Below are 13,925 nucleotides of genomic sequence, written 5' to 3' on the forward strand. Positions count from 1 at the left end.
CCCGAGGAAATGTTGAAATCGTGAATAAATCCGTTACTCTATTTGTATAGTCAAATAAGGTTTCATTATGTCGAAAGCACCGCTCTACCTTCAGATAAAACAGTTCATAGACGACAATATCACCAGTGGTCACTGGCCAGTGGGTTACCAGATAACCACAGAGCTAGAACTCACTGAACAGTTCAAAGTGAGTCGAATGACAGTGAATAAGGCCATTCGAGATCTGGTGTCTGAAGGTAAGCTAATCAGGAAACCAAGGCTGGGTACTTTTGTTTGTGAACCCGACGAAAAAGCACAATCTCCCCTGCTTGATATCAACAATATCGCGCAAGAGATCAAAGACCGAGGCCAAACGTATGCTAGCCAAGTTATCAAGCACAAGAGCATCAAGGCTGATGAAAGCACCGCCACACGGTTAGGTGTGATGATCAATGCCGAAGTATTCTATAGTGAAATCATCCACTTTGCTGACAAAGCACCGATTCAATTGGAAGCGCGTTGGGTGAACTCTCAAGCTGCTCCCAAATACCTAGAACAAGACTTTTCCACCTCGACACCCAACGAATACCTTTCAAAAAGCTGCCCGTTGAGTGCAATAGAGCACACGGTTGAAGCCATTATTCCTGACTCTCAAATCAGAGCGTCACTAAAGCTATCTGAATCAGAGCCTTGCCTTCTTTTGAATAGAAGAACATGGAGCAAAGAGCGCCTCATCAGCTTTGCATTGCTCTACCATCCTGGCTCTAAGTACAAATTAAGCTCCAAGATACTTCTAGATTAAAGAACATCATCCTGATCGCCGATCACATTTTTGCAACATCAACTTGATTCGGATCAGCGTTTAGCCTATTTATTTGTATATACATTTAATGTTTAGCAAAGATCTAGGTGATTATGAATTTGATCCTCAAAAACGCACGAGTGGTCTCCATGAGTTCGGGAGCCGATGGTTATCAGCCCTCTTCCCCTCAAAATATCGTTATCGAAAACGGTAAGATCGAGTCCATCTCTTGTTCAAACCACGAGGCACTTGCTTCTGAATTAGAACAACTGAGCATAGATAGCTCTGCGGATTACATCACCTACGATTGCAAGAACAAGCTAGTAACACCTGGGTTAATTGATTGCCATACTCATCTCGTATTTGCGGGTAATCGTGCCAACGAGTTTGAGCAACGTTTGAATGGTGTGTCTTACACCGACATCGCCAAGCAAGGCGGTGGCATTCTAGCGACAGTCACTGCAACACGCGCAGCACAAGAGTCTGAACTGGTTGAAATGGCGTTACCGAGACTCGATGGTCTGCTAAGAAGTGGCGTGACCAGTATCGAAGTAAAATCTGGTTATGGTTTAACACTTGAAGATGAGCTCAAGATGTTACGTGCAGCCAAAGCGTTAGAGAATCATCGCCGTATTAAGATCACCACCACTCTCCTTGCTGCCCATGCTATTCCACCAGAATATAAAGAGAAACCGGACAGCTATATCGATCTGGTTTGCCAAGAGATCATTCCTAAAGCTGCAGAACAAGGGCTCGCCGACGCGGTTGACGTGTTCTGCGAATCTATCGGCTTCAACCTAGAACAAACCGAACGTGTCTTTGCAGCAGCCAAAGCACACGGGCTCGCGATTAAAGGCCACACTGAACAACTTTCGAATATGGGTGGCAGTGCGCTTGCAGCAAAATACAGCGCACTCTCTGTTGACCATGTTGAATACCTTGATGAAATCGGAGTCAAAGCACTGGCGAAATCAGGCACAGTTGCCACTTTACTTCCCGGTGCTTTCTACTTCTTGAAAGAGACTCAACAACCGCCAGTAGCCCTACTTCGCGAACACAACATTCCAATGGCGATCGCGACCGACCTAAACCCCGGCACCTCTCCTTTTGCAGACCTAACGCTGATGATGAACATGAGCTGCACCTTATTTGGTACGACGCCTGAAGAAGCGCTACGCGGTGTAACTTGTCATGCCGCAGCTGCCATTGGCGAGTCACAAACCAAAGGCAAAATTGAAATTGGTTATGCCGCTGATTTGGCTATCTGGAATATCGAGCACCCTGCCGACTTAAGCTATCAAGTTGGTGTTCCTCATCTGTATAAACGCATTGTTAACGGCGAGGTGTGTCATGACTCAATCTAAGTCTAACGGCATCCGAGATAATGCAGCAACCACACATAACTTTGTATGGACTGGGCGTAATGATCTTGAAGATGGCGCACTCGGTACTCGCGTTCATCACATTACCAAACAAGTTCACAGTAGTGAGTTAAGTAACGAGCTTACTGATGGCGCTATCGCCTTAGTTGGCTTTGCCAGCGATGCTGGAGTTGCAAGAAACAAAGGACGCGTAGGCGCGAAACAAGCACCTAACCTAATTCGCCAAGCGTTGGCTAATATGGCTTGGCACAGTGACGCGCACATCGCGGATCTTGGTGATATCGAATGTAATGATGGCCAGCTCGAAGTCAGCCAAAAACAGTGTGCTTCAGTAATTACTAATGCTTTATCAACCAACAAAGTGATTACCCTTGGCGGTGGTCACGAGGTTGCTTGGGCGTCTTTCCAAGGACTTGCTGAGCATTTACACCAAACGGAACACCGACATAAAACTAAACACCTTCATAAAGATCAGTCAGAACGCAAACCTAAGATCGGCATCGTTAACTTTGATGCTCACTTTGATCTTCGTGAATTTGAAAGCAACATCGCCGACGTTAAACCCAGTTCAGGCACGCCTTTTAACCAGATCAGAGATTACTGCCACAAGCACCAATGGCCGTTCAAATACGCTTGCCTTGGCGTGAGTGCTGCCAGCAATACCAAAGCGCTGTTTAACAAAGCCGACCAACTGGGCGTTTGGTATGAACACGACCGAAACATGACCCAAGTTAACCAAGTCGCTCAACTGGTTAAGTTGCAAAAATTCATCGCTGAGTGTGATTACCTCTATCTCACTATCGACCTTGACGTATTCCCAGCGGCGACTGCGCCAGGTGTCAGTGCACCAGCAGCAAGAGGCGTGAGCTATGAAGCACTCGCGCCTTTTCTAGAACAGATTTTCAAACACAGTGAAAAACTCATTATCGCGGACATTGCAGAATACAACCCAGACTACGACATCGATGGCCAAACGGCGCGATTGGCGGCACGTTTGTGTTGGGATATAGCCAGTGCAATGGCCAACGACTAATCCAGCTATACCGATAACTACAACTACAACTACAACTACAACGATATAACGTGAAACAGAAGGAATTCCAAAATGACGGAACACCACAACAGTGACCCTCGTCTCGACACGACTCGCGAAATTCGCGCACCTCATGGCACCACTTTGCGCGCTAAATCTTGGTTAACAGAAGCACCACTGCGTATGCTGATGAACAACCTAGACCCTGATGTGGCAGAACACCCACATGCACTGGTTGTGTATGGCGGTATTGGTCGCGCTGCGCGCGATTGGAAATGTTATGACAAGATTGTCGAAGTATTAGAACGTTTAGAAGACGATCAAACGTTACTTGTTCAATCTGGTAAACCTGTAGGTGTGTTCCCAACTCACAAGAATGCACCTCGCGTACTGATTGCGAACTCTAACCTTGTTCCGCACTGGGCAAATTGGGAACACTTCAACGAGCTCGATAAAGAAGGCTTGATGATGTACGGCCAAATGACAGCAGGCAGCTGGATCTACATTGGCTCTCAAGGCATCGTTCAAGGTACTTATGAAACGTTTGTCGCTATCGCGAAGAAGCACTTCCAAGGCGAAGCAAACGGCAAGTGGGTTCTAACGGGTGGTCTTGGCGGTATGGGTGGTGCTCAACCTCTCGCGGCAACAATGGCAGGCTTCTCGATGATCGCTGTTGAATGTGATGAATCACGGATCGACTATCGCTTACGTACTGGTTATGTAGACAAAAAAGCCACCAGCATAGATGAAGCCATGGCAATGATTAAAGAATCAGACACGCCAATCTCTGTTGGCCTATTAGGCAACGCTGCTGATGTATTCCCAGAGTTAGTTGAACGCAATATCACCCCTGACGTAGTGACAGACCAAACCTCTGCCCACGATCCGCTGAACGGCTACTTGCCTCAAGGTTGGACGATGGAGAAAGCAGCACAAGAACGTTTAGTTGATGAAGCGAAAGTAGTGAAAGCCGCTAAACAATCTATGGCTATTCAAGTTCAAGCTATGCTGGATCTTCAGTACCGTGGTGCTGCGACTGTAGATTACGGTAATAACATTCGCCAAATGGCATTGGAAGAAGGTGTGGAGAATGCATTTGATTTCCCAGGTTTCGTTCCCGCATATATACGACCTTTATTTTGTGAAGGCGTCGGTCCGTTCCGTTGGGCTGCCCTTTCTGGCGACCCAGAAGACATCTACAAAACAGACCAAAAAGTAAAAGAACTGATTCCAGACAACCCACATTTGCACAACTGGTTAGATATGGCGCGTGAACGCATTCAGTTCCAAGGCTTACCAGCGCGTATCTGTTGGGTTGGCTTGAAAGATCGTGAACGTTTAGGCCAAGCATTCAATGAAATGGTTAAAAATGGCGAACTAAAAGCACCAGTTGTTATCGGTCGTGACCACCTAGATTCAGGTTCAGTGGCAAGCCCAAACCGTGAAACAGAAGGCATGATGGATGGCTCAGATGCCGTTTCAGATTGGCCTCTATTGAACGCTCTGCTGAATACTGCAGGCGGCGCAACATGGGTTTCTCTGCACCATGGTGGCGGCGTTGGCATGGGCTTCTCACAACACTCAGGTATGGTGATTTGTTGTGACGGCAGTGAAGATGCATCACAGCGTATTGCTCGTGTACTTCACAATGATCCGGCAACTGGCGTTATGCGTCATGCTGATGCGGGTTACGATATTGCCAAGCAGTGTGCTAAAGAGCAGAAGCTTGATTTACCTATGCTAAACGAAGAACTTCGTCGCCTTTAATGTCTGGAGAGAACATGTTGAATTTATTACTTAAACCAGGACTTCTAGGCCTGTCTGAGCTCCGTAAAATTAGTCGTAGCCCTGTTAACTTATCACTCGACCCAGCAGCGATTCCTGATATTGAAGCGAGCATGCACGTAGTCGAACAAGTGATTGCTGAAGATCGCACTGTTTATGGTATCAATACAGGTTTTGGCTTATTAGCGAATACCAAGATTGCGCCTGAAGATTTAGAAGTACTACAGAAAAGTATCGTGCTTTCTCACGCGGCGGGCATCGGCAAGTTCATGTCTGATGAAACTGTGCGTTTGATGATGGTGTTAAAGATTAACAGCTTGTCTCGTGGTTACTCGGGTATTCGCCTGAAAGTGATTAACGCTCTTATCGATCTAGTGAACGCGCAGGTTTACCCATGTGTTCCTCAAAAAGGCTCGGTTGGTGCGTCAGGAGATCTCGCTCCCCTAGCCCACATGAGTACAGTACTGCTAGGTGAAGGCCAAGCACGCCACAACGGTAAAATCATCACAGGCATAGAAGCTATGCAGATCGCAGGCTTAGAGCCTATTACGCTAGCTCCTAAAGAAGGTTTAGCGCTGTTGAACGGCACTCAGGCATCAACCGCCTTCGCATTAGAAGGTCTGTTCGCAGCCGAAGACTTGTTCGCATCTGCAACTGTATGTGGTGCAATGTCTGTTGAAGCCGCGCTGGGTAGCCGTCGTCCGTTTGATCCGCGTATTCATCGCGTTCGTGGTCACCGTGGCCAAATGGATGCAGCCCTTGCTTACCGCCATATACTTGATCAAAAGAGTGAGATTGGTGAATCACACACTTGTTGTGAAAAGGTTCAAGACCCTTATTCACTGCGTTGCCAGCCTCAAGTGATGGGGGCGTGTTTACAGCAGATTCGTAATTCAGCAGAAACCTTAAACATTGAAGCAAATGCCGTATCCGACAACCCGCTTGTTTTCGCTGACGATGGCGACATCATTTCGGGCGGTAACTTCCACGCAGAACCTGTCGCAATGGCAGCCGATAACCTTGCACTAGCGATAGCTGAAATCGGTAGCTTGTCAGAGCGAAGAATGGCTCTACTAATTGATAGCGCGCTAAGCAAACTACCGCCTTTCTTAGTCGACAACGGCGGCGTGAACTCTGGCTTTATGATTGCTCAAGTAACATCAGCAGCATTAGCAAGTGAGAACAAAACCTTAGCTCATCCGGCGTCAATAGACAGCCTACCTACTTCTGCAAACCAAGAAGACCACGTATCAATGGCCACTTTTGCCGCTCGTAGGCTTAGATACATGGCTGAAAACACCCGTGGGATATTGGCAGTAGAATATTTAGCAGCAGCACAAGGACTCGACTTCCGAGCGCCTGATCTATCTTCCCCTCGTGTGGAAGAAGCGAAACAAATTCTGCGTGAAAAAGTGAGCTTCTACGACAAAGACAGATATTTTGCTCCAGATATTGAGCAAGCTAACCTGTTACTCAAATTATCTGTTCATAACCACCTAATGCCAGAAGGCACTTTGTGTAGCTTTTAAAGCAAAAACATTCTGAACAACACCCATTAGAGTGTCATATAAGCAAGGGCTATCGATTAGCCCTTGTTGCATTGAGCCAAAGGCCATATCTCCCTTAAAATCGTCACATACCATCCAACGTATTAATCTAATTGACTGATATATAAGCAAAGTTAACTGGATAGACCATTAGAACGAAGTTAGTTAGCTATAATCCACCCCAGATTTGATGACTAATAGCGATACTATGTTTCTGACACCTTACTTTTCTACTGAAGACAATCAATTTCAATTCACTCGTGAACAGGCTAGCCACTTTGCTAAAAAAGTAGCCGCTGACTTCAACCCAATTCACGATGAAGACAACAAGCGCTTCTGCGTGCCTGGCGATCTTTTGTTTGCAGTACTTCTGCAAAAAGAAGGCATCAGCCAAAAAATGCGTTTTGATTTTTCAGGTATGGTGGGTAATGGTATTGCGCTTAGCGTTGACAACAAGTGTGAGAAAGAAAGCTCACTGGTTGACGAGAAAGGCAAAGAGTACCTACACATGTCTTGTGAAGGTGAAAAGAGCCACGATCAAGCATTCATCGAACACGTAGTAACAAACTACGTTAAGTTCTCTGGTATGAACTTCCCACACATCATGGTTCCTCTTATGGAAGAGCAACAAATGATGATCAACTGCCAACGTCCTCTAGTGATTTACGAGAGCATGGAAGTTGAATTTACTCGCCTAGACCTGTCTCACCCAGAAGTTGAATTCTCTGGTGCGACTTTTGATGTTGAAGGCAAGCGCGGCATCGTGACCCTGAACTTCGATTTCAAAGAAGACGGCGAAGTAGTCGGTAAAGGCGTGAAACGCATGGTAGCAAGTGGCCTTAAGCCATACGACCAAGCTTCTGTAGACGACCTAGTAAACCGCTTCAACGAGCGTAAAGAGATGTTTCTAGCTCAGTTCGCAGCTGCCGCTTAATCAGCATCCTTATTTACACATCTCGATGTAAATAAGCTCTAGAATAAGATCAATAAAGCCCAGCTTGACATCCTCAAGCTGGGCTTTTCTTTTTAGTACGTAACTATCGATTTAGGATATAGCTATCGAGCTATACTTTCACTGGTTATCTTTTAAGCTTTGGTGATGAAAATGATTTGCGTACAATCAAACCACCGAAAAGGACGAGTAACCAATGCCAAGCCAGTGAACCGCCGCTGCCACCAGAGCTTTTTGCGTTCTGCGTGCCCTCAGACTTAGATATCTTTATCTCATCGGTATACGCAAAGTTAGTGATCGTAACTCTGTCGCTCCCTGAAGAACCAGACGAATCTTTCACATATGTAATCATAAAGCTGTTGTCCGCATCTCTAACTAACGGTAAGTTCACCGAACCAGAAAACTCACCAGAGACACTATCAAATTTTTGACCATTACTATAAACCTCAACAAAGTCATAATCAGCTTCAGACGATGCAGTTAGGTCAAACGAAACCGTACCAGCAGGAATCCCCTCAACAATAAGCGCTGCAGATGTACCGTGGCTAATAGACGGTGAGGACAACGAATCACCTTCTGTAATCCAAGCTTGTGTGTTGTAAATGCCACTGTTAGGTACGCTGACATAAGAGTTTACAGTATTCGTTACAGATCTCGCCCCTATAACAGAAACCGTTGAAGTAACCGTGCCTACCAACAAGTCAGTGTCAACATTAATACCAAATTCATGTTCACCGATTGAGTTTAGGTTATAACTAACCACTACTTCACAGCTTTGCCCTGCAGTTAAAGTGCTACATCCATTGTCTGTTATAACAGTATCATTACCTGAAATTGGATAAACACGGTTTACTTGAATGTTTTGATCAGATTTATTTGTGAATTCAAAGGTATGTGAAATAGGTGCCAATAATCTTGCACCTAGCATCTCCACTTGACGGTAACTAAACCCTGCTTTCTGCTCATCAATCCAATCATCAAAGTGGCTAATATTGGTATAGACACCGTAAGCGTTAGCCTCTGCACATCCTTTACCCCAGCTCACAATACCCAGTTGTTCATACGTTCCATTAGTCGAGACAACAATTGGACCGCCACTGTCACCCTGACACGAGTCATAACCACCATCACTGTAACCCGCACAGAACGCGTCACTACCAATAGAAGAGTAGCCACTGTAAGGAACAGTGTTGCATTGGTACTGATTAACTAGGGGAACATTAACTTGATACAATTCACTCTTCGATGAATATCCATCTGACGCGTCCTGATCACCCCAGCCCATGACCGTTAGCATTTGGCCGTCATTCAGGTTACCGCGAACATAACCATCAACGAGATTAACCACAGACTCAGCTGGCTTTTCTGCTAGCTCAATAATGGCGATATCATTGCCTGTTGCTGCAGAGTTGTAATATTCATGTACATAAATATTATCAACAGCATATCTATGTTGTGCAGCTTGAGAGGCAGAAAGGTTTGATACGCCAATCACCACATCTAGATCTTCACGACCATTACCTTCCACACAGTGAGCGGCAGTTAATACATATCGCTCACCAATGAAGCTCGCACCACAAAACTGACCGTCATAAGCGTTCACGTTCCTTGAAACTAGCGCTGCCATAAATGGCCAATTACCTTGTGTTGCTTCTTCACCGTTTATAATTCGAGCTGAAACATCTGCCAACACCGACGTTGAAGACAGACTCACTACACAGACACCTAGCGACAACCATTTCGCCTGAACAATTTTCATTACCTAGCCTTTATTCATTTTAATAATGAAGCGCAGACTATTTTATAAAAAATGAATATGAAACCAAAACCACATTAATTTGTGATATAGATCAACCAAACGATAATAATTCTTATCTAATTACTTAATTGTATTTGAATCCACATCAGATCCAGCGTCTAACCTTTTGTTTGTAATCAACATATTCCGCACCGAACAATTGCTCTAGAGCGCGTTCTTCTGGCTTGATTTGGAACTGATTCATGTAGATTACGAATACAAAACTGAGTAAGACACTGAACAGGTTTTGGAAGAAGTAGCCAAAGCAAAATAGCAGGATAAACAACCCTAGATACATTGGATTTCGCGTATAGCCAAAGATTCCACTGTCCACCACTGCAGAAGCGGTTTCGACTTTGATCGGGTTAACGGTGGTTTTCTGTTTGCGAAACTCCCATATGCCTGAAATTCCAATCACACCACTCAATATAATCCCGACGCCTAGCACAACCATTCCATAAGGTAATGCCAGTGTCCCTTGGCTCAACTGCTGAGCGCAGAAGTATGATGCTGCGAACGCAATAATGAATAGTGCAACGGGTGGTACTTTTAATTCTAGAAATTTCATACTTTTCCTTATTAACATTCCTTTGTTAGTTTAGAAAAAAGCCCAGCAATTGCTGGGCTAAATGTATTAAAGAATTTTTGCTAGCGCCTGTAATGGGTGAGCAAGTTTCTCACCTTCAAAACGCTTCACTTGGCTACGGCAGGAATAACCCGTCACTAAGCAGCGATCTTTTGGTAAGTCCTGCATTTGAGGCTTCCAACTTAAACCGTATATATCCCTCGACATTTGCAACTTATCGACTTCGTGACCAAAGGTACCCGCCATACCACAACAGCCGACAGGAACGCTGGTTAACGCAGCGCCAAAATGTTTAAAGATAGCGCCCCACTCTTTTTCAGCGTTCGGCATTTTGGTTTTCTCAGTACAGTGAGCGAACAAGTACCACATCTCTTCACTTGCAGAGCGCGCTTCGAACTCACCCAACGATGGCATTAACCATTCATGCACGGTGAGCACATCAAAGTCGCCACGCTTGTCACCTAAGATCTCGACGTATTCATCGCGGTAACAAAGTACCAAAGCAGGATCCACACCGACTAAAGGAATACCAATATCAGCCACCAGCGATAAGAAATCAGAAGTCGATTTAGCCTCACGAGCAAAACGACTTAAGAAGCCTTTAATGTGCAGTGCTTTACCATTTGGCTTAAACGGCAGTAACACAGGTGTTTTGCCAAGCTTTTGAGCCAGAGTAACGAAGTCTTCAACTACTTCTGCATCATAAAAGCTAGTAAACGGGTCTTGAACGATAAGTACATGCTGTTTCTTCTGCTCAGAAGACAAGCCTTCTAAGTACTGTAAGTCGAAGAGTTGCAGTTCTTTACTCGCCAAACGATTTTTAAGTGTAGGCACCGACATCAGTGGTGCATCAACATAACCGACCGTTTTAGCCGTTGCGGTTTGTATCCACTTTTGACCCAATGCCGCGTTCACGACTTTCGGCGCTTTCGCCATCAGCGGCAGCATGGTTTCAATGTTGGCAACTAAATAGTCTTTTGCTGGGCGCTGATAACGCGAGTAATAGATGTTCAAGAATCGAGAACGGAAACTCGGCACATCGACTTTTATCGGACATTGGCTCGCACACGCTTTACACGCAAGACAACCGTTCATCGCTTCGTGAACTTCATGCGAGAAATCGTACTCATGGCGTTTGTTCATCGTATTGCGAACACGCTCAACCATGGTTTTAACCGGAGTATTGTCCTTTAGCGCTTCTTGCTCTAAATCGAGAATATCGACGCCTTGCTCAGTTAACTGACGAAGCCACTCTCTTACCAAGCCTGCGCGGCCTTTTGGTGAATGACGACGGTCTGCCGTGACTTTCATCGAAGGACACATTGGCGAGCTCGTATCGTAGTTGAAGCACAAGCCGTTACCATTACATTCCATGGCTTGTTTGAAGCTATCACGAACTTGTACGTCGATCTGACGGTCGTAGAAACCACGCTTGGTATCGGTCACTTTCACCAATTCCGCATCACTTTCTAATGGCGTACAGATCTTGCCTGGGTTCATCTTGTTGTGCGGGTCGAACGCTGCTTTAACGCGTCTTAATTCGGTAAACAGTTCCTCACCAAAGAAGTCAGGGCCATACTCAGAGCGGAAGCCTTTACCGTGCTCACCCCACATCAAGCCGCCGTATTTAGCCACCAACTTAACCACTTCATCAGAGACTTCGTGCATCAGTGCTTCTTGCATCGGGTCACACAGATCAAGTGCCGGACGAACGTGTAATACGCCCGCATCAACGTGACCAAACATGCCGTAGTTCAACTCTTTTGAATCGAGTAAGACTCTAAATTCAGAGATGAAATCGGCCAAGTTTTCCGGTGGTACACAAGTATCTTCAGCAAAAGCGACCGGCTTAGCTCGACCTTTCGCCGCACCTAACAGACCCACCGCTTTCTTACGCATGTTGTAGATTCGGCCAATGCTCGCTAAGTCGCTGCATACTTGGAAACCAATCACACCAGCTTCTTCGGTTTCAAGCATGCTTTCAAGTTGTGCCGTCAGTGCTTGAACTTGTTGTTCAACTTCCGCTTCATCTTGGCCTGCAAACTCAACCATGTTGATGCCAAGCATCTCTTTATTGGGAACATCCATAAGCAGGTCGCTCACGGTGTGCCAAACGATGTCTTGCTTCGCCAGGTTCAATACTCTTGAATCAACCGTTTCTACAGACAGCGCTTTCGCTTCTACCATGAACGGCGCATTGCGCAGCGCAGAATCGAACGTGTTGTATTTCACGTTAACCAGCGTTCGCGCTTTTGGAATCTTGGTTAGGTTTAACTTTGCTTCCGTAATGAAGGCTAATGAGCCCTCTGCACCACATAGGACGCGAGTCAAGTCGAAGCTGTCGTCTTGTTCGTTGATTGCGTTCTTTAGGTCGTAACCTGTTAAGAAGCGATTCAATGGTGGGAATTTATTAAGAATTTGAGCGCGCTTGTCTCGACAAACTGCCTCAGTAACCGCAAGGGCATGGTGAGCAAATTCACCCTCAGCTGGCAAGCCGTGTGATAAATCAGACTCTAGACACGAACCATCCGCGAACACCGCTTGTAGCGACAACACATGGTCGGACGTTTTCCCGTACTTCAACGACCCTTGGCCCGAAGCATCGGTATTGATCATGCCACCTAAGGTTGCTCGGTTACTGGTAGAAAGGTCTGGAGAGAAAAAGTAACCGTAGGGACGTACCGCATCATTCAATTGGTCTTTAACGACGCCAGACTGAACTCTTACCCAGCCCTCTTTCTCGTTAATCTCAAGAACCTTATTCATGTGTCGTGAAAGGTCAACCACGACACCTTTCGTCAACGATTGACCGTTGGTTCCGGTACCGCCACCACGAGGGGAAAAGGTCACACGTTCGTAAGCGGATTTAGCACCCACTTGACCGAGCAACACAACGTCTTGAGTTGTTTTAGGAAGGATGACCGCCTGCGGCAATTGCTGATAGACACTGTTATCAGTCGCCACAGCCAAACGGCTAGAATATTGAGATTCAATGTCGCCAGTAAAGCCCGCTGTTTTTAGTTCATCTAAAAAGCGTACGACTACTGGATCGACATCAGCATTAAGTTGAAGTCTTGGTAACATTTGCTTCCTGCCCCTACTTCGCTGATCCAATCAGCATTGGGTTATCTGAGATTTTTAATAATTTTCTTTGAATTTCGTCACTTTACTACTATTAAGATCATATAAAAAGGTGATCAAATCAGAATCTCAGTGCAAGAATGGAGAAATAGTCACTTTCGTCTTAATTCAGTCCAATATACTGAATAACATTTTGTTTAAGACATCTCCATGAGCACATCACAATGAAAAAAAACAAAACAGTCACAACTGAAGATATTCTTCTTAAGCTATGCCAATCAGTCTCAAGCGTACTCACTTCAGCGACGGCTTCTCAGGTGTCCTATTCAGCTATGGTTCAAAAGATCAACAAGACAAGTCTGAAGCCAGACTTTGGTTGTTTCGTCTTATTTGACGGTGGCTTTTCTGGTCTTGTTGTCATCAATTTTACGTCTAAAGCCGCGCTAGAGATCTATACCAATTACATGCGTAACATGGGCATGCCAGAAGATGAGCTGGCGGTACTGCACACTTCAGACGAAGTGGGCGATGTTTTAGGTGAGCTGATGAACCAGTTAGTTGGTGATTTCACCAATAAGATCCGTAAAGAACTGCAAACCAACATCACACAGAACCAACCGAAAATGCTGGCATTGAACAAGCAAGTAAACCTTTCTGTTGATACTAACCTAGATCGTCCACAAGCTCGCCGAGTGACCTTCTCGACTGCAAACAACAACATCTTCTATCTAGAGCTTGCAATGGATAAGACAGAATTCATCCAATTAGAAGAATTTGAGATCGCTGAAGACGAATGTCCAGACAGTATTCTTGAGGCTACTCAGAAAAAAATGCAGGAAGCGAATAAGCCCGCTCAAAGTTCAGGTAATGATTCGGCAGCCGATCTACTCGATGAACTTGGTATCTAGTTTGCTAATGCTCTAGTTAATCCGGAAAATCGTGTCACTAACGCCATCAATACGCTTGATGGCGTTTTTGTA

The 13,925-nt window shown here is 45.4% G+C and carries 10 protein-coding genes; 7 read left to right on the forward strand and 3 right to left on the reverse strand.

Annotation, left to right across the window (positions count from 1 at the left end; translation table 11 throughout):
* The first annotated feature begins 67 nt into the window (after positions 1-67).
* The 6 genes from hutC to DUN60_RS07855 all read left to right on the forward strand — a co-directional run bounded on the left by hutC (position 68) and on the right by DUN60_RS07855 (position 7,462).
* Positions 68-781, forward strand: coding sequence for a histidine utilization repressor (gene hutC, locus DUN60_RS07830; RefSeq protein WP_114633676.1), 714 nt, complete (start codon positions 68-70; stop codon positions 779-781).
* Between the two features lie 113 nt (positions 782-894).
* On the forward strand, positions 895-2,145 hold the full coding sequence (hutI, locus tag DUN60_RS07835; RefSeq protein WP_114633677.1) for an imidazolonepropionase: 1,251 nt from the start codon (positions 895-897) through the stop codon (positions 2,143-2,145).
* Positions 2,132-3,196, forward strand: a complete 1,065-nt coding sequence (hutG, locus tag DUN60_RS07840) for a formimidoylglutamase (RefSeq protein WP_114633678.1) — start codon at positions 2,132-2,134, stop codon at positions 3,194-3,196. Before hutI ends, hutG begins: the two co-directional genes overlap by 14 nt.
* A 72-nt stretch (positions 3,197-3,268) precedes the next feature.
* Positions 3,269-4,963, forward strand: coding sequence for a urocanate hydratase (gene hutU / locus DUN60_RS07845; RefSeq protein WP_054547392.1), 1,695 nt, complete (start codon positions 3,269-3,271; stop codon positions 4,961-4,963).
* 14 nt (positions 4,964-4,977) lie between these two features.
* On the forward strand, positions 4,978-6,510 hold the full coding sequence (gene hutH / locus DUN60_RS07850; RefSeq protein ID WP_114633679.1) for a histidine ammonia-lyase: 1,533 nt from the start codon (positions 4,978-4,980) through the stop codon (positions 6,508-6,510).
* A gap of 226 nt (positions 6,511-6,736) precedes the next feature.
* Positions 6,737-7,462 (forward strand): DUF3581 domain-containing protein, encoded by a 726-nt coding sequence (locus DUN60_RS07855; protein WP_010438254.1) that lies wholly within the window; start codon positions 6,737-6,739, stop codon positions 7,460-7,462.
* Between the two features lie 145 nt (positions 7,463-7,607).
* Here the strand turns inward: DUN60_RS07855 and DUN60_RS07860 are convergent, their stop codons facing one another.
* From DUN60_RS07860 to ydiJ, 3 genes are all read right to left on the reverse strand, one after another.
* The gene (locus DUN60_RS07860) at positions 7,608-9,233 is read right to left on the reverse strand and encodes a trypsin-like serine protease (RefSeq protein WP_114634311.1); all 1,626 of its coding nucleotides are present in this window, start codon (positions 9,231-9,233) and stop codon (positions 7,608-7,610) included.
* Positions 9,234-9,384: 151 nt separating this feature from the next.
* Complete coding sequence (locus DUN60_RS07865; protein WP_114633680.1) at positions 9,385-9,846, reverse strand: methyltransferase family protein; 462 nt, start codon at positions 9,844-9,846, stop codon at positions 9,385-9,387.
* Between the two features lie 66 nt (positions 9,847-9,912).
* Positions 9,913-12,948 (reverse strand): D-2-hydroxyglutarate dehydrogenase YdiJ, encoded by a 3,036-nt coding sequence (gene ydiJ, locus DUN60_RS07870; RefSeq protein WP_114633681.1) that lies wholly within the window; start codon positions 12,946-12,948, stop codon positions 9,913-9,915.
* Between the two features lie 221 nt (positions 12,949-13,169).
* On the opposite strand from ydiJ, the gene DUN60_RS07875 reads away from it, so the two are divergent.
* Entirely contained in the window at positions 13,170-13,853 is a 684-nt protein-coding gene (locus DUN60_RS07875) for a DUF3334 family protein (RefSeq protein WP_004733423.1), read from the forward strand.
* The last annotated feature ends 72 nt before the right edge of the window (positions 13,854-13,925 follow it).

It is taken from the genome of Vibrio splendidus (assembly GCF_003345295.1).
Classification (GTDB): domain Bacteria; phylum Pseudomonadota; class Gammaproteobacteria; order Enterobacterales; family Vibrionaceae; genus Vibrio; species Vibrio splendidus_K.